The 22,513-nt window shown below is 54.9% G+C and carries 15 protein-coding genes and 1 tRNA gene; 8 read left to right on the forward strand and 8 right to left on the reverse strand.

The window, feature by feature from the left end; genetic code table 11:
- Window positions 1-124 precede the first annotated feature (124 nt).
- Window positions 125-1,642, reverse strand: a complete 1,518-nt coding sequence (locus RSSM_RS29660) for a hypothetical protein (RefSeq protein WP_390174078.1) — start codon at window positions 1,640-1,642, stop codon at window positions 125-127.
- Window positions 1,643-2,254: 612 nt separating this feature from the next.
- Here RSSM_RS29660 and RSSM_RS29665 point away from each other — a divergent pair.
- Together RSSM_RS29665 and RSSM_RS29670 are read left to right on the forward strand one after the other, a co-directional pair.
- The gene (locus RSSM_RS29665; protein ID WP_144060222.1) at window positions 2,255-3,811 is read left to right on the forward strand and encodes a glycoside hydrolase family 28 protein; all 1,557 of its coding nucleotides are present in this window, start codon (window positions 2,255-2,257) and stop codon (window positions 3,809-3,811) included.
- 5 nt (window positions 3,812-3,816) lie between these two features.
- The gene (locus RSSM_RS29670; RefSeq protein WP_236621484.1) at window positions 3,817-6,027 is read left to right on the forward strand and encodes a sulfatase; all 2,211 of its coding nucleotides are present in this window, start codon (window positions 3,817-3,819) and stop codon (window positions 6,025-6,027) included.
- 342 nt (window positions 6,028-6,369) lie between these two features.
- Here the strand turns inward: RSSM_RS29670 and RSSM_RS29680 are convergent, their stop codons facing one another.
- Complete coding sequence (locus RSSM_RS29680; RefSeq protein ID WP_008688611.1) at window positions 6,370-8,088, reverse strand: LamG domain-containing protein; 1,719 nt, start codon at window positions 8,086-8,088, stop codon at window positions 6,370-6,372.
- A complete protein-coding gene (locus RSSM_RS29685) occupies window positions 8,081-8,626 on the reverse strand; it encodes a sigma-70 family RNA polymerase sigma factor (protein ID WP_044304005.1) in 546 nt (181 codons plus the stop codon). Before RSSM_RS29685 ends, RSSM_RS29680 begins: the two co-directional genes overlap by 8 nt.
- A gap of 798 nt (window positions 8,627-9,424) precedes the next feature.
- Here RSSM_RS29685 and RSSM_RS29690 point away from each other — a divergent pair.
- Together RSSM_RS29690 and RSSM_RS29700 are read left to right on the forward strand one after the other, a co-directional pair.
- A complete protein-coding gene (locus RSSM_RS29690) occupies window positions 9,425-10,651 on the forward strand; it encodes a DUF1559 domain-containing protein (protein WP_081613929.1) in 1,227 nt (408 codons plus the stop codon).
- 956 nt (window positions 10,652-11,607) lie between these two features.
- Window positions 11,608-14,070: a DUF5703 domain-containing protein gene (locus RSSM_RS29700; RefSeq protein ID WP_008688620.1), complete on the forward strand. Its 2,463-nt coding sequence runs from the start codon at window positions 11,608-11,610 to the stop codon at window positions 14,068-14,070.
- A 252-nt stretch (window positions 14,071-14,322) separates the two neighbouring features.
- Here RSSM_RS29700 and RSSM_RS29705 read toward each other — a convergent pair.
- Window positions 14,323-14,396: transfer RNA gene (locus RSSM_RS29705), tRNA-Arg, on the reverse strand.
- Window positions 14,397-14,515: 119 nt separating this feature from the next.
- On the opposite strand from RSSM_RS29705, the gene RSSM_RS29710 reads away from it, so the two are divergent.
- From RSSM_RS29710 to RSSM_RS29725, 4 genes are all read left to right on the forward strand, one after another.
- Window positions 14,516-15,331 (forward strand): sugar phosphate isomerase/epimerase family protein, encoded by an 816-nt coding sequence (locus RSSM_RS29710; RefSeq protein WP_008688622.1) that lies wholly within the window; start codon window positions 14,516-14,518, stop codon window positions 15,329-15,331.
- Between the two features lie 40 nt (window positions 15,332-15,371).
- Complete coding sequence (locus tag RSSM_RS29715; protein WP_236621485.1) at window positions 15,372-16,391, forward strand: PSP1 domain-containing protein; 1,020 nt, start codon at window positions 15,372-15,374, stop codon at window positions 16,389-16,391.
- A gap of 170 nt (window positions 16,392-16,561) precedes the next feature.
- On the forward strand, window positions 16,562-16,987 hold the full coding sequence (locus RSSM_RS29720; protein ID WP_044304007.1) for a Minf_1886 family protein: 426 nt from the start codon (window positions 16,562-16,564) through the stop codon (window positions 16,985-16,987).
- On the forward strand, window positions 16,974-17,831 hold the full coding sequence (locus RSSM_RS29725; RefSeq protein ID WP_044304008.1) for a class I SAM-dependent methyltransferase: 858 nt from the start codon (window positions 16,974-16,976) through the stop codon (window positions 17,829-17,831). The genes RSSM_RS29720 and RSSM_RS29725 overlap by 14 nt, the downstream gene beginning before the upstream one ends.
- Window positions 17,832-17,852: 21 nt before the next feature.
- On the opposite strand, the gene RSSM_RS29730 is transcribed toward RSSM_RS29725, so the two are convergent.
- The 4 genes from RSSM_RS29730 to RSSM_RS29745 all read right to left on the reverse strand — a co-directional run.
- The gene (locus RSSM_RS29730) at window positions 17,853-19,703 is read right to left on the reverse strand and encodes a prenyltransferase/squalene oxidase repeat-containing protein (protein ID WP_008688631.1); all 1,851 of its coding nucleotides are present in this window, start codon (window positions 19,701-19,703) and stop codon (window positions 17,853-17,855) included.
- A 114-nt stretch (window positions 19,704-19,817) separates the two neighbouring features.
- On the reverse strand, window positions 19,818-20,189 hold the full coding sequence (locus tag RSSM_RS29735; protein WP_236621486.1) for an ExbD/TolR family protein: 372 nt from the start codon (window positions 20,187-20,189) through the stop codon (window positions 19,818-19,820).
- 73 nt (window positions 20,190-20,262) lie between these two features.
- Complete coding sequence (locus tag RSSM_RS29740; RefSeq protein WP_008688636.1) at window positions 20,263-21,213, reverse strand: MotA/TolQ/ExbB proton channel family protein; 951 nt, start codon at window positions 21,211-21,213, stop codon at window positions 20,263-20,265.
- A gap of 149 nt (window positions 21,214-21,362) precedes the next feature.
- Window positions 21,363-22,513 (reverse strand): tetratricopeptide repeat protein (locus RSSM_RS29745; protein WP_044304014.1); only part of this gene is annotated, 1,151 nt, incomplete at its 5' end.

Genomic DNA, 22,513 nt, shown 5'->3' on the forward strand with positions numbered 1-22,513 from the left:
ACTTCATGTCAAATCGATTTTCGGGTAGCGGACGAGGCGACGAGTCCTTGATGCGCTAGTCACGCGAGGGATTCCTTGCGTCATCCACTACGATTCCACCCGACCGCCACGCTGCAGTGGAATACTAGGGGGCAAACAACAGTTGAACCTTTTCCAATATCGGTTTGGATTCATTCGCAGTCGTGTCGGTGATCCGCACCTCAAACTGGAAGCCATAACCGGCCGGCAATCCAGATAGATCCATGGCTGCTGCTTTCTTGGCAACATGCTTTACCAAACCGGGCGTGTAGTCGTAAGTCTCTTTGACGGTCTGCCAATCACTCCAGCGATCCACGTCCGCATCATCGTCGGTATCGACGCCAACACGCACGTCGACCGACTCCACCCAAGGTCCGTCGCTGACGTAGTCAGTCTCCATCTGTGTCGCCAGATAGAAACGCCCTTCGGCAAAACACACATCGGGATCCGGGTGCCCTTCGCCAATATTGCCGCAGAACGTGAACTCTTCATCCAGACTCGGTGACGTGAACCATGCGACGCTCATCGATTCTCCGCTGGCGGGATCAAAGTCGCCGAAAAGGTAGTACTGGCCTCCGATACAAATCGCTGCCCAGTCGCCAAAACAATCTTGTTCAGGTTCATGGACTTCGTATTCGCCGACGCCGGTTTTGAATCGAGCGGGATCCTCTTTGACCCAGTGCGGGTGCGTGTACGTTTTGATGACTCCGGTGGGATTCGTACGCACATCAACCGCGGGTTTCTTGATCACGAAATCTCCGGTTCCATCTTCACTGACCGCATGGCCAGCCAACGGAGAATCAAACGAATGTGAATTGGCGTGGATCGGACTCCAATCTTCGTAGATGACATGAAAGCGTCCCTGTTCGTCTCGTATGAAGGCACAATCCGATCCGTGCGATGGGTCGTCGAAAGCCAGCCCCATCTTCTTTCCGGGAACGCCGTCGAAAAGGTCGTCGTCAATAAAAAGATGCGGGTCCTGGTCGTTCGGAAAATCGTAGTAGAAGTACGCCTTGCCGTCTTTGAACTCCGCCGTTGTCATCCATGCGGAAAACCGGTCGGTAATCGGGCCATGATGCACCCAGTTGACCATGTCCCGACTTTGCCAAGCGTGGTAACCACCTAGACTCCGTTTCTTTCCTCCCGCTGCTCGGAACTGATGTTTTAGCGGAGTGGTTTCCACCTCAAAATCAAACCCGTCGAGTCGAACCGACTCAGGAACGAACGGTCCGTTCGCCTCATCCCAGGCCTTCCGTTCCGCCGAGACGTTGTGCCGAGCGAAGAACCAATAGTTGTCCGGCCCGAGGCTTAGGAACACCGGAGAATCAAACACGCATCCCGGACCGAGATCGTCAATCGGTTCCCAGTTCTGCCACACCGGTGACTGGTCAATGACGATCGAATCCGCCGAGCGTTTTTCAGGGAAACGTTTCAAGACACTTTGATAACTCGCCTCGGTTGCCGTCGGGGAAGCGGTCCCTTCAACAAACTCCAAATTCATTTTGGAATCGCAGGTTTGCTCCCACTGGGACTGACTCTCAACCGTCCAAACGTTCTCATGAATGGCATCCTGCGAATAGGCACACACGTGCCACGACGCGAGGACGACTACCCAGGCAGTCATCCGGATTTGGACCAACATCTTTGCCCCCACATCGCTTGTTTGTGTCATGCCGCTAACTCGTATTCGTTTCATGCTCATTTTCGTTTCTTAATCAACACAGAAATGCGGCCACAGCAAAATTTTTTGACATACAAATGCGTCAATCAATGAGTTGGTGACTCGGTCGCGATTGCCTCCTTTCGATCCGGGCTTCAGCGAGCGGTATCGACTCACCATCGTCTCTCAGTTGTTCAAAATCGAACAACTCAATGGGGATCTCTAATCAAAATGGTGTGGCTGAACTCGGTTTGAGCGTAAGGGCAGACTGAGCGTTGCGTTGAACCTCCATCGCTTTGCAACTTCATTCGTGTCGGAATCACAGCGCCATCGAAATCGTCCCCCGACCGCATCTATCAGCGAACAAAACACCACTAAAAACTACTCTGCGGCGCAGAATACCCCGCAAGCATCCGGCACACCTCATGCAAATGTACGATAGGAAACACGTTTTTTCCACGTACGATGCCGTTTCCACACAGCTTCGGAATCGCGACGAAAAGGCGGGAGATGAGTCCACGCGATCGTGCGATCCGGGATGTCAACCTTTTTGGTATCTACAGAATCGAGGATTCCATGACAAAGAACGCCTTCCCCCACCTAACAATCCAAACTGCCGTGGAGTTCGTCGCCAACATCCCCAAATGTCAGAGGATCGCATGCGTTCTTCTCGCCGGTCTTGGCACGTTGCTAGCCGGGCCGTCGCTCCCGTTCACAAGGGCCGAATCTGTTCATGAGGTCACCGACAATCACCGAACCACGTTCAACGTCCGAGATTTTGGCGCAGCCGGCGACGGCACAACGCTCGACACCGCAGCGATTCAAAAAACGTTGGATGCTTGTGCGACCGACGGTAGCGGTGTCGTCCGTGTGCCTCCGGGGAACTATATCACCGGGACGATCACTCTAAAAAGCAACACCACCTTGTCGCTCGATTACGGAGCGGCCTTGCTCGGCAGTCAAGAGATCCATGACTATCCCACCAAAGACCTTCGTCCGGCACGCGAGGGAAACTCGGAATGCCTTCTTTACGCGGAAGATGCCACCAACATTCGAGTAGAAGGTCTTGGGGTTATCGACGGTCGTGGAAAACCGGATGTCTTCCCGCGTCGGGCAGGCCGAAACAATCGCGACAACCGCCCACGTTTGATGCGTTTCGAAAACTGCGAGAACGTCACGCTCTCAGGACTGACCTATAAAAACCCCGCGTTTTGGGGCATTCATTTGATTGACTGCCGTGATGTCCATATTGACGGTGTGACGATTCGTTTTCGAAACAACCACTACAACAATGACGGGATTGACCTGGACGCGTGTGATAATGTGCTGATCGAAAACTGTGACATCAACGCGGGCGATGATGCGATCTGCTTGAAAAGTTCGTTGGGAGCATGTCGAAACTTTGTCGTGCGAAATTGCAAAGTCAGCAGCAACACCGCGGCACTCAAATTCGGCACCTCATCGAGTGGCGGATTCATCAATATCGATGTGTCGAACTGCTATTTTTACGACTGCCCAATGGGTGCGATCAAGCTGCAAATCGTTGACGGAGGCCACATGGAAAACGTCAACATCTCTCGCATCGTAATGGACGAGGTCGGTTCTCCACTCTTCATCCGCCTGGGCAACCGCGGACGCAAATACACCAAGAACACCTGGACGGGACCGACGACAGGCAGTGGGCAGTCCGAAGGTGCGCGCGTCGGCACGGTCAAAGGCATTAGAATCACCGACGTTATCGCGAAGGTAACGATCGAAGATCCCGCTCGATCGGAACGCGCCTCCTACAAAGGAAAGGCTCCCGAACAAACTCCCGAGCAAGTTGCAAAAGCGAGAGCGAAAGCCCGGCCGATCATGATCGCGGGCATTCCTGGGCATCCCATCGAAGATGTCGTGCTCGAAAACATCCAGGTCTCCTTTCCCGGTGGAGGAACCGAGGCAGATACAGAACGTGTTGTCCCGGAAGACGTTGCCCGATATCCCGAACAGTTTTTCTTTGGCGTTTTGCCGGCATGGGGTGCCTACATTCGGCACGCCCGAAAGGTGCGGTTCCACAACGTCAATATGGCGACACGAGCCTCCGATGCACGTGAACGTATCGTGCTCGACGACGTCACCGATTTCCAAGAGTAAACGCAATGCCACGACGAACACTTATGTGGCTGGGGCTGATCTGCCTCAGCCTCCCCGCAACAGTTACCTCGGCCGCGCCGCCGAAACCCAACATCGTGCATATCCTGACCGATGACTTGGGTTGGCAAGATCCGGTTTGCTTTGATGTCGACGGCGAAACTCCATTTGAGACGCCCAACCTGGACCGCTTGGCGAAGCACGGACGCAAGTTCATGCAGGCGTACTCACCATCACCAACCTGTGCACCTTCCCGGGCCGCGTACATCTCGGGCCAATACCCAGCACATACAGGGATATACCATGTGCTCGGAGGAAAACTTCCTCGCGCCTATTCACCCAACTTCACTCACATCAATCCGTTCTATCGCTATCGACTGCCGCTGACGGAGATGACGATCCCCAAGGAACTTAAGAAAGCGGGATACGCGACCGGCCATGTCGGCAAATGGCACCTTGGCGGTCGCAGCAACGGATACCCCTTCCCAGGAAACTACGGCTTTGACATCGGTTATGTCGATGATCTTGGGAAAGGTGGGACGTACTACCCCGATCCAGATATTTGGGGCCCTCGAGTACAGCTCCGGGATCAACACAACGGGTTGGCAAAATCGATGAAGCCACATCGTCTGACGGGATGGGCGACAGACGATCCCAAAGATCCGTTTCAGTTGGATAAAGACGGTAGACCTTTTGACAAGACGCTCGACGTCGCGTTGAAATGGCTCGAGAAGCATCATGCCGAGCCCTTCTTTCTCAACTACTGCACCTATTACGTGCACAGCCCGATCCAGACTCGTAACCGTGAGCGGTTGGAGTACTACTGCAAAAAAATGGGTTACGAATTCCCAACCGATCCCGGCGTCACCAACAAAGGTCGTGGAGGCAAGACCGATCCCTACTACGCGACGATGGTCGACACGCTCGATTGGATGATCGGCAAAGTAGTCACGTACCTGGAGGAAACCGACGACCCACGCAATCCCGGGCACAAACTCCTCGACAACACCTACATCATTGTGAGTTCGGACAACGGCGGATTGGTCAAACGCTCCGGTGGAACGATCACGGACAACTCGCCTCTTCGAGCAGGCAAACAGGACATCCATGAAGGCGGCGTCCGCGTTCCGTTTATCGTTCGCGGACCGAATGTTCCCGTAGATTCCGTTTGTGAGACACCGATCTCGTTGATCGACCTCTATCCGACGTTCGTCGACCTCGCGGGACTGCCTCCCTCGCAAAACCCGAAACTGGACGGCTGCAATATCCGTCCTTTGATCGAAGGGAGAGACACCGTAGCCCGGTTCGCAGATGGTTCCTCTCGAGAGCGCATCTTCTTCTACTACCCCATCGAGTTGTCCGCCGGATGCGCGATGCGGAAAGGGCCGTGGAAGATCTATCGCAACCTGAGTCCGGGCAACAACAAAAGCCCATTGGTGGAACTGTTTCGCCTTTACAATGACGACGGCACAATGGCCGATGTCGGCGAAAGGAACAACTTGGCTGAAGAGATGCCGGAACTGACCAACCAACTCCTGGCCGAACTGGATGAATTCCTCACCGAAGCAAACGTGTCATATCCGTTTAAGAATCCAGGAATCGACAGTCATCCCAAACACGACAACGTTCCGAAAGTGGTAGAGCGTGGCGACAACGGAGACCGCATCTGGGTCGAGGTCGAAACGGGCGAGAACAAGTCAGCGATTGTCGACGCCAAACTACTCTACACCGTCAACGGCAGCCTGCTGGAGGCGTCCAGAGGCCGCCGCGAAATGTGGTTCGAAGAACCTGCCGAAATACGCGGGGGACATATCGAAGGAACCGTTCCGCCGGGGACTTCCCACGCCACGTTCTGCATGCGAGACAGCGAGGGATTCTTGGTCATGTCAGAGGAACTACCGACCTACCGCGAGCGACCGTCGGGCACCGCTGACTCTTCTTACCTAAAACACGGCTACGCATTCCGTCCCGGTTTGTTTGCCCTGATCCGGTTGGGTAAGGCTGCCGAGAACGAACTCCGCAGTCAGGGGAAAAACGCCCCGTTGCTCCATCGCCAAATGCAAAACGCGGAGCGAGTTTACGAATCGCGAAATGTATCGGAAGAGCAATACTGTGACACGATCCGTGGTTTACGCGGTTCGATCCGAGACCTGAAAGGAGTCGCCCCACAAGCCGACAATTATTACCTGAACCTTTTTCGCGAGGGCGGTGCTTTTTAAAGAGCGTTAAGAAAATCATGTGGCCGATGACGCCAGACTTCGATGGCCTGAATTCTGGCGAATCCAGCTACAGAATCGGACATATCATATTCCAAACGGCTCTAGGTCGTTTGCAACAATTTCGACCGACCTCGACGAATCGGGCGATGCTCATGAATCTTGAACCTCGACATCCGCTGCCAAATGAACCACGCTGATTATCGGTGTTACGTTGTTGTCGGGGCTACGTTCTTATCGGGGCTACGTTCTCCATTAGAAATCGCCCCGTCCGGCAGTGAGTCGCTCGCACTTCACTCCACATCCGGCAGGCCGTCGCACGCGGAGGACCGTTGTTCTAACACGCTACCATGTGTTGGTCTGAATGCCACGCTTGTCAGCACTCTGTGGGGTGGCCGCTTCCACATGTTTCTGAATCTCATCATCAGACAACGCTCGAGGATAGAAGGCGACCTCATCGAGCTGGCCAATAAACGACCGCACGTATCGCCGTCTCGGGTGCTGTTGCCCAACTGCAATGTTCAGGTTGGCTACCAACGGAAGCTCATGAATCGCGGTAGCAGAGAGTTTACCGTTGACGAATAATTCCATCACTCCCGCTGACTTGCGAGCGACGACGTGCTGCCAAGCCCGGAGCTTGTATACCTCTTCGCTATAACACGAGGTGCCGCCGAATGAACCGGGAGGATTACGCTGCAAGAATCGTAGTCGGTTTTGTTGTCGAATGTCGTCGGGTTTGTCATACGCCGCCGACACCTCCAACATGAAAGCGTGACCGTGACGCGTGCCCACTTGCTTCGCAGCACTCAATGACACCAGTGTCGCATTGTGGTAGTGGGATGGCTTTGCCCACAATTCGACGCTGTATTCGTCAAGTGGTACCGGGGGCCACAAGTCGTTCGACACAACCATGGAAGGGCCTTCGGTAGACGTACCGAACTCGGGAGTAAAGTTGTTTTCATATCGCTTCCAAACCACGTTTCCCTCGATGATTCCATTCCAACGGTCTGTTGACGCGGAGTTCGTTACACTCGATGCGGAACCAAATCGCCAATAGATGTCTGGATTGGAATCGAGAACAGCTTCTGCGTAAGAATCCGGAAGTCGCAGTTGATCGAGACTCATGCTGCGCGTCGACGCGAAAAGGCTGTCGTCAGCCTGACTGCGAGAAACGATGAGCTTTTGGTCGAGAGCCTTAACGAACTTCGCCGCCTCGCCTTCCCCAATGAGAATCGAATGCTCGCCAAGCGTTTCGGACGCAATACGAAAGAACTGTGCTTCTCCCTCAAAGCTATGAATTTCCGAACCTGACAAGCTGAGGTCGATACCGATCGATGACGATTCTGCAAACCGAACCGACCCACCAGGTATCCCAATTTCAAATTCCCCGGAACACTCCCCTGAGTTCGCAATGACTCGCCCGTGCTGGATCATCAGTCCCTTATTTCGCTGAACGAGAACGCTTGCTGGTCCCTCGACGAGGACTCTCGCAGTACATCCGAAATCATTGACAATTTCAAACTCAGCGATTCCAGCCAAAAGTTCGATCACCTCGCCCGCACGCAACGACTGCCGCAGTTTTGGTGACCAATCCGATTGCCAAAGACACGCCGTCATGGCAACCAAATGCGGCTCTCGACTCGAGGAAACCACCGTCGAACTCGGGGGACCTGGCAACCTCGCGACGGTAAATTGGTGGTCATCGTTTCTCAGCAAGAGCAGCAACGCAGCCAGATTGGCGATCAACAAAATCGCAATCGCTGTCGAAAAGAAAACCAGTGCGTTTCGCCTTCGCTCTCCGGTTTTCATCAATGTCGCGTCATCGCACGCCGAATCATCCTCCATGACGCGTCTCTGGACGTTGGGGAGCACCGGCGATGAAAGCGTCCTAGCCCCTTTCACCTCATTGAGAAGAGTGACCGTATCGAGGTACTCGACGAAATCAGTCCGCAGTGATTCGTGCTGATCCAGCAATGTCGCCAATTCAGCAAACTCCGACTCATCCAAACTTCCATCGTTGAATCGGCTCAGCAGATCGCCAAATCGTCTTTTTACGCTATTCATCTAACCCACCCGCAATAGTTCGTTTGACGCAGCCTAACAATTTTTCGTGAATGCGGTGCAACGAGATTGATACTGCATTCGCAGTCCGTTCGAGCTCTTTTGCAATCATGTTGACGGGTACCGATTCAGTATAGCGGAGCGCAACAATTTTTTGTTCCCTCAAACTCAGCTTGTTCAGGCAGTTCTGCAGCGTAACTTTGCGTAGCTCGATCGAACTCTCCTCTTCAACTCCCTTGTCTGCCTGATCTAATTTAGAGGCTAACGATTCCGTGAAGATAATTCTTTCACTGGAAAGTTCTCGACGAAAACTCATCAGTTCTATTCTTGCAATCGCATAGGCCCATGCCATGAAATTGGACCCTGGCTTGAAACTCGATGACTTCTTGCAGATCGTCAGATTAACATTCTGCAGAATCTCGTGAGCATACTCTTTATTGCCTATGCGTTTTAGCAGGAACCCATACAAACGAGGCTGTGCGTCCGTCAAAAGCACAAACGTTTCGACGGGACGTTCAACCATTCTTTGCTTAGTATCCATCAACTACTTATAGTCCTTAAACACGTGTTCTCGGATTCGCCTTTGGTAGTTTTCTCAGCGTCGCGACCGCTCCAACAGCAATGCTCGTGCGTTCGTTGTTTTCGACAGTTTTGTTGCATGACAGAAGAGCTTTTTTGCATTAGGCGTTCACGTTGCTATCGATCCAGGAAGACAATGAAGCTGCGAGGTGTTGATGTGTCCCCGCTGTAGTCGGTGGCGAACGTCGCATTCGAGTAGTCATAGCCAGTCGAGCGAGCGGCGGCAACGGCGATGCCCAAACGTACGCTGACGACTACGGCGCATAATCTGCGGCGGAAACGCCAGGACGCGGTCGGCGCACGTTGCAAAGACCATCCCGATCAATATGCTCATGGTCGGCCGTTGATCGCGTTGCTCTTCCTTGTGTCCATAACGCTCGATCGCAACTCGAGCCCCAGATCCTGATCAGGAACAATTTCTAAAAGATTCCCGTCGCGTTTCAAACTGAAACAGTCACTACGAACACAATCCTACGCTCAGCAATGTCAGAATCGTAGCAAAAACACGAAGACAAACGCACCTATCCACATAGCGTATAGAGCAAAATACAAAGAGCCTTGGCGTATAGATTTCCTCGCTGTGCAAGAACGAAACGAGAGAATGTTTTTCATTTCAAAAAACATCGTTTTGGAAGAAAGATTTTCACGTGCGGACACGTTCCCTTCTTAACCTCGCAGCAGTGGGGGCATTCCTGACGAAAATTCAGGACCTCAATTCTGAGGAAATTTTTTAAACGTCATATGAAAAGTGGAGTCTCTCGTGAAATCAAGATCTCAAGCTCGTCACGGCTTTACCTTAGTGGAGCTACTCGTAGTCATCGCCATCATTGGTGTGTTGGTTGGTCTGCTGTTACCTGCAGTGCAAGCGGCCAGGGAAGCGGCCCGAAGAATGAGTTGCAGCAACAACTTCAAGCAAATCGGGTTGGCGATGCACAACTACCATTCCGCCTACAATCAACTTCCGACGCACTTGGGAGGCACTCGGGACGAACTGTACAAGGACATCCGTGCCGCGACCCACCAAGGCAACAACTTGATGCTAAGTGGACTGGTTGGGCTATTGCCATTTATGGAAAGCCAGACACGGTGGGAGCAAATCAGCAACCCACTTCTAGTGGACATTGACGGCGATGGAACCGGTGATAAACGGTTTGCAGCAATGGGCCCCAATCCGTCCTGCGAACCCTTTGCAAACCGCTCGGGTGACAACTTCGCAAACACACTGGGAGCCTACACGCCGTTTACGACAGAGGTTCCTACACTGAGGTGCCCCAGTGACCCAGGCCGAGGGTTGCCCGGACTGTCACGCACGAACTATGCGATCTCACTTGGCGACAACGGACGTCGCGTGATGGGATTGATTCGAACCGCGAGCGATGGCCGCACCTTTGATTCGAGCACACTTGATGGAGCAAAGTTTGCCCGGGCGCATGGACGAGGCTTTTTCATCCCCACACAAAAAGCCGCGTTCCGCGATGTCCTAGACGGCCTGTCCAACACGATTGCGATGGCCGAAATCAACACGGATCTCGGTGACCTCGATATTACAACCCAGCCCAATCAACAGGGCGACGGCAACGCCAACTCACCAAACGCATGCGTAGGAATCGCTGATCGCGACCCGAATCGCCCAAGGTTCTGGCTAAACACTGGACCATATGACCAAGATTTTCGTCGCCGTGGTAGTTGCTACGCGGCTGGGGGACCATTCAACGCGGTAGTCACCACCACCGGCCCGCCGAACAGCGCCCTCTGTGTAACCTATTTCAATCGCTCTGACGTGGGGCACTTGCCCCCGTCGAGTCGACACCAAGGCGGCTGCCACGTATTAATGGGGGATGGTGCTGTCAAATTCATCACTGACAGTATTGAATCGGGCAATCAAGACGCGGCCCCCGCCAGTTCAGGTCAGCCGTCGGTCTATGGCCTCTGGGGATCACTCGGAACGCGAGCCGGAAAAGAACCGATCGAAGGATTCAATGACTAACCACTAAGACGCAAGAAACCTTCGCATTTCGAGCTACGCAGGCCAGCCAACAGCATCCGCTGAGGGCTGGCCTCTTCGCGTTCACGTCATGCATGCAGACAGGAACGTTTCCTTCCATATAGCAAGCGACTGCCTGACGCTAACAGAATAGATTCCGCGGTCTTTCGAGACTTTCGTAGAACAAACGCACAGTGCAAAACGTCCAACATGCCTTACGCGAAACGATGCACCCATCTGAATATCTATCTTCCGATCGGCGTTAGCCGCAGTTTCCATAGAACAACGGGTTGCACGAAACAACCGGGGCCAACGCCCGCTGGCTAATTGGTTGACCGAGGTTTCCAGTCAAGTTCCAAGCCGACTGCGCCGCGAGAAAACGAATCGCCACGAATGATTCCGCGAACGATGCGGGATGTTGCCGAGGCGGCAGAAAGAGGGCAACATCCCACATAAAAAATATCGCATGCATAGATGCACCGAATCACTCAGGAGGATGGACATCCTCGGGCGGCATTTCATCAACTGAAATTGCACCGACATCGTCCGCACCTTGATTTGTTCCGCTATCTCCGCAGCCCACAAGCGATGAAGAAAGGAACACCAAAAACACAAACAAACTAATCAGTCGCATCAAACACTCCTAAAAACAAGTAAACTCCCAACAAAACAGCGTTTCTTCACATGCGTCTTCAGTAACCTTGCAAACGCATTTCTTGAACGCTGAACGTCCTGGGAGAATACAAAGCCAGCGAGTTCAAGCATAGTCAACAAACGACAGAATTTACGATCTTCTTTAACGCCATACCCCATGCAATATCTATATTCTTTTCCGGTCGAAAGACCATAAGACAAACAACATAAAGAATCGCGAATGGAAGCCTTCGCACTGAAATGCAACGTGTTAAACTCGACGCGATTAGCTTGCCAAACCTCTGCCCTATTAAACCGAGCATCTTGTGAATTTCCACTTACCTAAATCCTGGTCCGCTCCTCTCGGATTCGGAAACCTATTCTTCGCGGCATTGTTCTTCGCGTCCCCACTATTTGCTGATAGCCCGATCGAGAACTACAACGTCGTTTGGGACAGCCCGAGCGAGAACTCGGGGGAATCAATGCCTGCAGGTGGGGGCGACATTGGACTCAACGTTTGGGTCGAGGATGGCAACGTCTATTTCTACATGCAACGAAGTGGAAGTCTTGCGGAAGATTATCGATACCTAAAGCTAGGGCGGGTGCGAATAGAACTGAATCCAAGTCCACTGCTCGGCATCAATTTCCGTCAGAAATTGGATCTGCAAGAAGGGCGAGTTCAGATACAAGGAACGACGGAAAAAGGCGATACCCAGGTAAAGCTCTCGATCTGGGCAGAAGTTTCTCGTCCGATCATCCACGTAGAGGTTGAGTCCGACAGCAACATCGACGTAACCGCGGTTTATGAGAACTGGCGTCTGACGGACAAAACGATATCGGAGCACGAATCGTTCGTCTTGAGTGCCTATCCCGGCGAGCTACTGGTGTCGAAAGACACGATTGCGGGCGAGGACAACGAGATCCTCTTCTTTCACCGCAATTCCCATGATCAGTTGCGAGATTTGCTTCTGAAGCAACAGAGTTTGACGGCATACAACGACGAAATCGGCAACGACCTGAAAGGACGAACGTTCGGCGGGTTGCTAACAGGAGAAGGATTTGCCTTCGCAGGCGAAACCGACGGGACGTATCAAGGACATCCGTTCCGGGGGTGGAAGCTGACATCACAGGAACCGGCGAAGCAACACCACATTCGTGTTGTGACCCACATTGACCAAACAGATACGCCGGATCAATGGAAGGGTGACCTGCAGGAATTGGCAGTCGAGTCCGAGAGTCAATTGGAGCAGGCTCGACAGGATACGCTCCAATGGTGGAGTGAATTTTGGGATCGGAGTTGGATCCATATTCAGCCGGGTGTGATTTCGCCATCGAGCAAGCAGTGGCGCGTTTCACGCAATTACAACTTGTTTCGCTACCAATTGGGCTGCAACGCCTTGGGCGAGTATCCGACACGATTCAACGGGGGCAACTTGACGACCGATCCCCGACTGGTCGCATCCAACTACAACCAAGACCCCGATTGGCGGCAATGGGGCGGCGGCGTGTTCACGGCGCAGAACCAGCGATTAGTGTACTGGCCGATGCTGAAATGTGGCGATCACGATGCCATTTTACCGCAGATGGAACTGTACCGAAAAAGCTTCGGAGGCGCTCGCGCACGGGTTAAGGAACACTTCAAGCATGACGGTATCGTCTGTTCAGAATACAACAGCGTTCTGGGAGTCGCGGTTGGTTCGGGATGGGGTTGGCAGGGCAACAAAAGCCGTCGCAGTCGTGGCCCGGAAATTCCTTTTGGTGATCCGCTTGCCGATGCGAACAAGGGTTACAAGGCACCCGTTGAAAAAGGTGTGATGGCGAACAGCTTCATCTCCTATCACTGGGAATCCCAACTCGAACATGCCTACATGATGCTGGAATACCACCGCTATTTCGGAACCGACATTGATCGATATGTCCCCTTTATCGAAAACGCGGTCGTCTTCTTTGATGAACATTATCGTTTGCGGGAGAAGATGCGTTCTGGCAGTGAACTCGATAGCAACGGGAAGCTGATCATCTTCCCATCGACATCGTGCGAAACCTATCGCGGCGCGACCAATCCAGTGGATGTCATTGCCGGGCTGGCCGCATGCGTTGACGGCATTCTTCAACTCGACAAAGACAAACTGACCCTGCGTGACAGGTCATACTATCAAAACCTCCGAGACCGGATCCCGGACTTCACTTTCGGAGAGATCAACGGTACCCCCGTGCTGAAGCCCGCGGCGTCATACAAATCGGTTCGCAATACAGAGGCACCCCAGTTCTACCCGTTGTTTCCGTTCAACCGATTCGACCTCAACGGCAAAGATCGATCGCTCACGAAGACGTTTCGCAACACGTGGAATTTCGACGAAAGCATTGCCAAAGGCAACGTCATCAGTTGGCATCAAGACGGAATCTTCTTCGCACGCATGCGGATGCTTCCCGAGGCGACAGAATTCAACATGAAGAAACTCGACGATAGCCAGCGTCGATTTCCGACCTTCTGGGGTCCGGGGCACGACTGGGTGCCGGATCACAACTGGGGAGGAAGTGGAATGCTGGGCTTGCAAGAAATGCTCATGCAAACATTCGAGGACAAAATCTACCTGTTCCCCTGTTGGCCAAAAGAATGGGACGTGGATTTTAAACTTCACGCTCCCAATCAAACCACCGTCGAAGGAACGTTGGTCGACGGCAAGCTCACCCGGCTCAAAGTGTTGCCTGAAGCTCGTGCAGTCGATGTGGTCAATTGCTACGACAATCCGAACGTCGATCGGGCCGGCAGGTCTTCGAGTGAATAACGATGCATCACTCACGCCACTCTGCGAGAAGACGCGGGATGTTTCCAGTTGGCTAGGGTAGTTATGCTGAACAAACTGCTCGAGGCCCAACCCGAGCCCAACAACCACTGCGGGTAGGCAGGTAGCCAACGCGATCAGCCAACGCCAAGACTGCAGCATTTTGGTGTCACGGGTCTTGGGATCTTCTGCTTTACCAGAAGGCACAGCGTTCAAGAAGACCGATGTTCACTGGGCAAAAACGGAAGAGGAAGATACCCCCGGCAGGATTCGAACCTGCGACCTGCTCGTTAGGAATGAGCTGCTCTATCCAGCTGAGCTACGAGGGCGGGTGAGCGAGAGTTTAACCGATCCGATGTCGCAGTGGAACTCGCCTCGGACTGCGAACTCGTGTATAACACCGCGTCCTGCCTCCATCCTCGACCCCCGCCAACCCTATATAGAAAACATGCTTCGATCCGCAATCACAGTGAGCCTTGTTGAAGAAGCCCGTGGTGGCCCGTTCGTTTATTGGGACGGCCTCGAAAACGCGTTCAACGATGCGAAGAAACTCGGATATGACGCGATTGAGGTCTTCGCTCCCGGCCCGGACGCGATCCCCGATGGTGAACTGCAACGCCTCGTCGAATCCACCGGTTTGAAAGTCGCTGCCGTGGGAACGGGGGCAGGCATGGTCAAACATGGTCTTAGTTTGACGGATCCGGATTCCGCAAAACGTACCGCGGCACAAGACTTCGTTCGTTCGATGATTGATTTTGGCGGACCACTCGGGGCGCCGGCGATCATTGGTTCGATGCAGGGTCGTTTCGGGGGCGAGGTTTCTCACGAGCAGGCATTGGATCTGCTCGCCGAATCACTCGAAGCCCTCGGCCCACACGCGGCAAACTACAACGTCCCGCTGATTTACGAACCACTCAACCGGTACGAAACGAACTTGATCAAGACGATTGCCGAAGGGGTCGCATTTCTGAATCGGTTGTCGACCGACAACGTCAAGCTGCTCGCCGATTTGTTCCACATGAACATCGAAGAGGCCAACGTCGCCGAGGCACTGCGCCAGGGTGGCGACGCGATTGGCCACATTCACTTCGTCGATTCCAACCGCCAGGCCGCTGGATTGGGACACACGGACTTCGAACCGATCGCGTCGGCACTTCGCGACATCGGTTACAATGGATACCTGTGTGCGGAAGCGTTCCCGTTGCCGGATTCACAAACCGCCGCTGAGAAAACTATCGAAGCGTTCAACCGTCTGTTTCGATAGTTGTTGCTGACTATTGCTGGAACCTGAACACGAGACCGTTTTGCCGACTCCTCCTCCGCCGCCCGACGACTCCTCAGCGTTCAACGATTCCTCGGCGCCTGACGCATCCTCGACGTCTGACGTCCGTGGAAAGCAACAACCCGCAATGGCAGGTTCGGCGGCGGGTGATCCGGCACCGGATAATTCGTCGGTAAAGAAGCAAGCGGCCTCGGCGTCAAAGCGAGAGTACGTATGCCGATATGGAAGCATGCGGAATCTCGGTGTAATGACAGCGAAACAAAGCTTTCGTTACGGAGACGAAGTGGTGATCCACAGCGAACGCGGAACTGAAATCGCGACGGTTCTTTGCGAGGCAACTCCGGCGGCGATCGAAGGCATTCACGAACCAACCGAAGGCAGAATTCTGCGACGGCTCGACTCGACCGATCGAGGTGATTGGTCACAAATGTCAGAGATGACGCGCCGCGACCTGGATGCGTGCCAACCGCATGTCGAAAAGCTGCGTCTGCCGATGCAACTGATTGACGTAGAACGTTTACTCGGCGGGGAACGAGTGATCGTGTATTTCGTTGCCGAGGGACGGGTCGACTTTCGTGCGTTGGTCAAACTGCTCGGCCGCGAATTCCAAACCCGCATCGAAATGCGACAAATCGGTATCCGCGACGAGGCCAAGTTGCTCGCCGACTATGGTGATTGTGGTCAGGAGGTTTGTTGCAGCCGATTCCTCAGCAAGATGCCGCCGGTATCGATGAAGATGGCAAAGTTGCAGAGGGCTTCTTTGGACCCGAGCAAAATCTCGGGACGTTGTGGACGACTAAAATGTTGTCTCCGTTACGAATTCGATACCTACGAGTCACTCGCGTCGGAATTGCCCCCCGTTGGCAGCAAAATCCTAACGCGGGAGGGCACCTGCCGGGTGGCAGCCCAGGACATACTCGCCAGCCAATTGATTGTCACCACCGAGGATAAACGCCGGATCATGATCCCATCCGGTGACGTCATTGAGATACTCAAGGTGGGCGAGGGATCCCCGTCCCGAGGCAAAAAACGCAAGAAATAGCAGTCTCAACCGTCAAAAACTTCCGTTTTTCGTGTTCCAGATTTGCCGCTCTGACGATGCCGTGAACCGAGTTGCGGAGTACAATTCAGTGACGCAAGCACCGAATTGCTGGCGGATTGAGCACATCGGACGAACCGTTTCATTTTCGCTATCTCCCAAAACGCACACAAATGACCTCGCCACTCAAAGCCATGCGGGATCTCCTTCGCGAAGACCCGCGATATAAACTCGAGGCGTATCAGTTCATCCGAGAATCACTGCAGTACGCTCACGAGAACCTTGACCGGATCGGTCCGCTCGGATACTGCGAAGGTGATGAACCCGATGTCGATGCCCCTCGGCATCTGACCGGACAACAATTGTGCGAGGCGTGCCGCCTCTACGCGATCGACCAATACGGATATCTCGCCAAGATGGTCCTCGGACGTTGGGGCCTTGAAACAACGAGCGACTTTGGAGAACTCGTTTACAACTTGATCCGGATCGAACAGATGCGCAAGAGCGAGAACGATCGCCGCGAAGACTTCGACGACGTTTACTCGTTCGACCAGGCGTTCCAGCCTCAGTTTGAATTGGTCACCGATGACGCGGAGTAACCGCCATCGGTTCGTCGTGTGTCTCGTCGCAGTCGCGTTCTCGGCGTGCCTACTGAACCACGGCGATGCCCACGCAGATAAACCATTAACTGCACCGGAGACATCCGCCGAATCCAATCCTCGCCCGAAAGAAAAGGCGAGGAAAACGTACATGGGTCGGATCGTTGCCCAACCGATGTCCCACCTTGGGGCATCGTGGCTGATTCGCCCCGAACGCAACGATGAAGAAAGTGCCGTCGAGGCCTTCGGGCAACTCGGCATTCGCCCCGGCATGACCGTCGTCGACCTTGGATGCGGCAACGGATTCTGGACGCTGCCGATGGCGAAAGCCTGCCGCGCCGAAAATGCCGATGAGAAGACGGCGGACTCCGGCCCCGATCAATCCGACGAGGCAGGCAACGAACACGACAAGTGGAACGGTCAAGTACTCGCCGTCGACATCCAGCGAGAAATGCTCGCGAAATTGCGACAGAACATGCTTCGCGCCGGCGTCACAAACATCCAACCGATCCTCGGCAAAGTCGATGACCCACGGTTACCGGCGGGCGAAGTCGATTTGGTTCTGTTGGTCGATGTGTATCACGAGTTTTCACATCCGCAGTCGATGCTTTGGTCGATCCGGGAAAGCCTCAAACCGGAAGGCGTGATCGCACTTCTCGAGTACCGCGCCGAAGATCCTGATGTGCCCATCAAACCGCTGCACAAGATGTCGAAACATCAGATCATGAAGGAGTACACCGCGTCGAAATTCAAACTCGTTCGCGAGTACAACGATTTGCCGTGGCAACACCTCATGTTTTTCGCCCGTGACGACAGCCCACTGCCGGCGATCGAACCGAAGTAGCACCAACGTCTACATGGAAAACTATCGGCGGAGTTGATGCCGGTAGTAAGTTTCCAGACACAACGTTGCTATCGACGTCGTATAGACGGTGCCGCCGTAACCGCCCCACAACGTTGTATCCGGCCAACTGCCGTCAGGTCGCTGTGTGGCGAGCAAACGTCGCTTCATCGTGTCGTTCCACCTTTCCCATGCATCATCTTGAAGTTGATGCAACGCGAGTGTCGCGTAGTACCAATAGTACAAGTTATCGGGACCAGGTGTTTGCCCGGGCAACGCCCCCATCAACACGGACTTCGCTTCCTCGATGGTTGCCGGTGGAACGTTCTCGCCGATCAACAAGCGGGTCGCGAGCGCCTCGGCGGTCATCGTCGGTGTCGGTCGTTCGCCCGGCCGATAGGAAGCCAAGCCACCCGCTTTCCCGCTGCGAACCGTCGTTAAGAAGCGAGCCACGCCGGCCTGCATCCGCTGATCGTTCTCTCGTTCGAGATTGGTTTGAAAAACGCCGGCGCGTCGAGCCGTATCGAGCAGCATCGCTTGCCAACCGAGTTGACTCATGTCACCGGCATCGCCACGCGTGTATCGCCATCCGCCGGTGACCGGGTGCTGTGTCGATCGAGAGTACGCAACCGCTCGCCGAGTTGCTTCGATCGCGGCGGGATCGCCGGTCATCGCGGACGCTTCCGCGAGCGCCAACGAAGCCATCGCGTGACAGTAGTGGGCCGCATAAATCGACGCGTCACCGGCGAGCGATCCGTCACTGCGTTGTCGTCCGAGTAGATAGACCAGCCCGCGGTAAACGTTGTCACGATACTCGCCCGTTTGATGCGTGTTACCAGCCCCTAGCAACGACAAGAGGGCGAGACCGGTCAAACCCGTTTCCGCGCGTTTCCCCGCCGAACCACGCTGCAGGCCGAGCGGTGCTCGCTCGCGTCCGGCACCGGTTGCGAGTGGATCCCAGGCCCCGTCGGCTCGTTGTTGGTCGGTGAGAAACTTCAACGCTGCGGCAACGGAGGCTTCGGTGTTTGCGTCACCGCCGGTTGCGTGAAGGGCCTCGGTCTTGGCCGCGCCGTGACGTGCCGCGAAGTCCTCATCGACCTGACCGGGAATGTGCGTCTTGGGCGCACGGGCGCGCCGCGGTGGGTTGGCAGACGCTGTATTCGTGACAGGCCCCGAGGCCGGTTGCTGATTTGCAGACGATTCCACACTTGCCGTCTCAGGAATATGCGAATCCGCCTTCGACGATGGCTGTGGCGAAACCACTGCAGTTTGTTCGGGTTTAGGATCCGGCTCGGGGTCAGCGGCTAACGTTTCCTCGAGCCAATCGCCTAGCAAATCATCGACGTCCGAGAATGTTTCGCCGGGCGATTCGTTCTTCGCCGAAGCGAGTGTCGCAGGCACCGTATCGGGAAACAGATTTTCAGTCGGCTGCGATGTGACTGCTGGCTCGGCCTGTGTCTCTGGTTGCGAAGCTACGTCTTCGGCAACGTTCGGCTGCGACGGTACTTGCAAATCCACAATCGGTTGGCCGAGCGAGAGCGGAGTGAGCATCTCGGCGCCGTCGTCCGATTCATGATCTTCGCCTCGCGAAAGTTCGTCCGAGAGCGATTCCAGATCCGAGAAGTCTGCTTCCGCGAAGTTGGGATCGAAAACCGCGACTGAAACAGCGGACTCACCTGGTGCGTCACCACTTTCGGCGACACGGCCGCCACCTGAAAAGAACATCGATAGGCGTGGTACCCAAATCACAATCGCGACGTGTAGTCCGATTGAAACGATCAGGCAAATGATCGCGGCAGCGCGCCCGCTGCTCTTGCGACGTCGGAACAGCATGATCGTGGCGACCAACAGTCCGACCGCCAGCAGAGCAACCAACCGAACCGCGGTCGGGTTGTGCCAAAAGTGATCCGCTGATGGAGTCGACGAAATCAGAGTAGAAGACCGTATGACGAGGATGAAAGGTCGGCTATCTGTTCTTCGTTATAGCTCTCATCGCCTCTTGGTCGCGACTCCGATTTGTTCAACACCGGAGGCGCGGACCCGCTGAAGAACTTCTGCCACCTGCCCGTATGGAATAGTGTCGTCCGCTCGCACCGCAACCTTGAGCGCAGGATAGTTTTGGTGTTGCGACCGGAGCACCCCAGTTAGCTGTTCCGGAGTCACCGTCGCACCATCGAGAGTGAGCACACCCGAAGATTGAAATTCAACAATGCGTTCATCGGGCAACCTCGCCATTGATCGCATCTCGCCCACGCCCGGCACGTTCACCTGCAAGTGCTCTTCGCCATCGTCGAACTTGCTGCCGACCATGAAGAAAATCACGAGCAGGAACACCACGTCGATCATCGGCGTGAGGTTCATGGTCGCGGTTTCGGGAGTCGAACGACGAATCATAAAAGGGCAAAATAGAAAGCGAGTGGTTTACGAGACGAAACTAGGCGGCACGGCGTTTCCGGGGTGCTTTCGCCGCTCCGGAATTCTCTAGCCCTTCGGCTGATATGCAGTCGATGACTCGTTGGCAAAGTTTGTCGATCTCGCCGAGATACCGGTCCGACTTCGCACTGAAATACATGTACGCCAAATACGCCGGGATCGCGACGCTCAGCCCACCGGCGGTCGTCATCAACGCGGTGCTGATTCCGGCGGCGAGAAGGTCGCTCTGCCCGCCACCACCTTGAGAACTCAAATTCTCAAACGCCTGGATCATTCCCAACACCGTCCCCAACAAACCGATCAACGGGGTGACGTTGCTGATCGCGTGAAAGACACGCAGGAACCGTCGCAGTGAATCACCGACACGGTCACCCGCATCAATCACGGCTTGTTCAATTTCCATCATCGGCCGTCCCCAACGACGAACGGCTGCGTGGAAGACCTCCGCAACCGGGCAATCAAATTCGTCGCAAATGGAGGTCGCCTCTTCGTAACTCAACTGTCCATCTTCCACGCATTCGGTGAACCGCCGCACGAACGGTTTGGGAATGACGCGTGATCGTCGCAGTGCAATCAATCGCTCCAGCGACAAACCGATCACGATCAACGAACAAACTCCAAGCGGGATCATCAGCCATCCGCCTTCGGAGATCTTTTGAAACATCGCCGGCATCTCCCACGATGCGGACCCTTCATCGTCCGCCGCAGGTTCCGTTTCGGTCGGAGCAGCCGGGATCGAAAACTGATTCGCGGTCGCGTTACCGTTTTGTGGCGCCGCGGCGATCCGAGCCGCGGGTGCCGACTGGGCTCCGAAACCGCCGTTGTTGGAATAGCTGTTTGGCTGTGACGAACTTGTGAAGCCGTTTTGGTTATAGCCGTTGCCGGAGTTGTAATTGAATTGCTGTGGTTCGGCCCAAACGCTAGGCACGCACCCGACGATCAACGCGAGCATCCCGAGCCATCGACAAATTCGCCATCGATAAACTGGCCTTTGACACGTTACCCATCGATAAGTTGCCCATCGACAAAATGGCTGAGGCACGACAGTCGTACGAGAACTGCCGAAGCAATGTCGCGACGTATTGTTGAATGTTGTGGGGATCATCGTCGTATCGTGCTGGGAGCAGAAGAGCCGCTAGACGTCATGGCCGCGAGGCGGCGACGTGCGCCACCGGCATGAGGCGAATCACCGAACCGGCTAACAAGGGTTGAATAACAAACTGTCGCCTCACGTGTCCTCCCCAATTGTTCGAAGGATTTTCCGGCCTGAACCAGCGCCGCGGCAGTCCATTGGTCGCTGCTTCCGATCGCTTCGACTTGCCGATAGGCGGCGATGGCCTCGGTAAACTTCTCTTGCATGAAAAAGGTTTCACCAATCATCCACTGAGCACGACCACGCAGGTCCGAGCCCGCTCGCGAAGATCGCACGACTCGCTCGAGCAAAGCCCGGCCGCGATCAAAGTTCAGTTGCCGCACTTCGAGGTTCGCTGCGAGAAGGTTCGTCAACGCCACCTCGGGTGACGACTGAACCTGCCCACCGCCATTTTTAACCGTTTGCAACGCGGCCGCGCGAGCCGCAGCGATTCGAGTGCTCGCCTGAGCCACCGATCCGACCGAGACGGCGGTCTCGGCGAGCCGCAGCAAAGTCGGAAAGTCATCGGCGCCATGATCGTCGACGATGCGTTCCCACAATTTAAGAGATTGTTTGGTTTTGCCCGTTTGCAGCATCGCTTCGGCGAACAAACGCTCGACGTGCAGCGAGCGTCCGCGGCGTCGTGCGTCCTCGATCGAAGGCTCACTCAGCGTGTCATACAGGCCGGGCTCTTCGGCCGCGGCCATGGCTAGCATGGACCACTGTCCGGTTCGGCCCGCCCAACGACATGCGGCTTCACGGACCGCTCTGGTGATCAACATCCCCGATTGATTCTGCATCTTGCCGAGCAACGATCGTGGTTGTTCGACGTTCAGGTCGCGTGCTGATAGCCAACGCATCGCGACGCGTTCCGCCGCAGCTTCTTGCCCATGCGTTTGCAGGCCTTCGAGCACACGCGTTGCCGCGTCGCCGACTTCGTCGCACAACGACAACGCAACACCGTAGGCCGCCTCGGCGTTGGGTTCGCCCGCGATAGCCGATGCCAGTAGCGCGGTCTCGACAACCGAAACATTGGTTCGCAGCGACTGGGACGCGAGCACGAATTCGTATTCGCCAACAAGGTATTGCCGCAACGATTCACTCAACGTGGAAAGGTTCT

It is taken from the genome of Aporhodopirellula sallentina SM41 (genome assembly GCF_000346505.1).
Classification (GTDB): Bacteria; Planctomycetota; Planctomycetia; order Pirellulales; family Pirellulaceae; genus Rhodopirellula; species Rhodopirellula sallentina.

Bases quoted from the DNA above. Each gene is read 5' to 3' on its own strand.
- RSSM_RS29720 (WP_044304007.1), top strand. From the start codon at position 16,562: ATGACCTCGCCACTCAAAGCCATGCGGGATCTCCTTCGCGAAGACCCG.
- RSSM_RS29670 (WP_236621484.1), top strand. From the start codon at position 3,817: ATGCCACGACGAACACTTATGTGGCTGGGGCTGATCTGCCTCAGCCTC.
- RSSM_RS29665 (WP_144060222.1), top strand. From the start codon at position 2,255: ATGACAAAGAACGCCTTCCCCCACCTAACAATCCAAACTGCCGTGGAG.
- RSSM_RS29685 (WP_044304005.1), bottom strand. From the start codon at position 8,626: ATGGATACTAAGCAAAGAATGGTTGAACGTCCCGTCGAAACGTTTGTG.
- RSSM_RS29660 (WP_390174078.1), bottom strand. From the start codon at position 1,642: ATGACTGCCTGGGTAGTCGTCCTCGCGTCGTGGCACGTGTGTGCCTAT.
- RSSM_RS29725 (WP_044304008.1), top strand. From the start codon at position 16,974: ATGACGCGGAGTAACCGCCATCGGTTCGTCGTGTGTCTCGTCGCAGTC.
- RSSM_RS29735 (WP_236621486.1), bottom strand. From the start codon at position 20,189: ATGAACCTCACGCCGATGATCGACGTGGTGTTCCTGCTCGTGATTTTC.
- RSSM_RS29740 (WP_008688636.1), bottom strand. From the start codon at position 21,213: ATGCTCGCGTTGATCGTCGGGTGCGTGCCTAGCGTTTGGGCCGAACCA.
- RSSM_RS29680 (WP_008688611.1), bottom strand. From the start codon at position 8,088: ATGAATAGCGTAAAAAGACGATTTGGCGATCTGCTGAGCCGATTCAAC.
- RSSM_RS29710 (WP_008688622.1), top strand. From the start codon at position 14,516: ATGCTTCGATCCGCAATCACAGTGAGCCTTGTTGAAGAAGCCCGTGGT.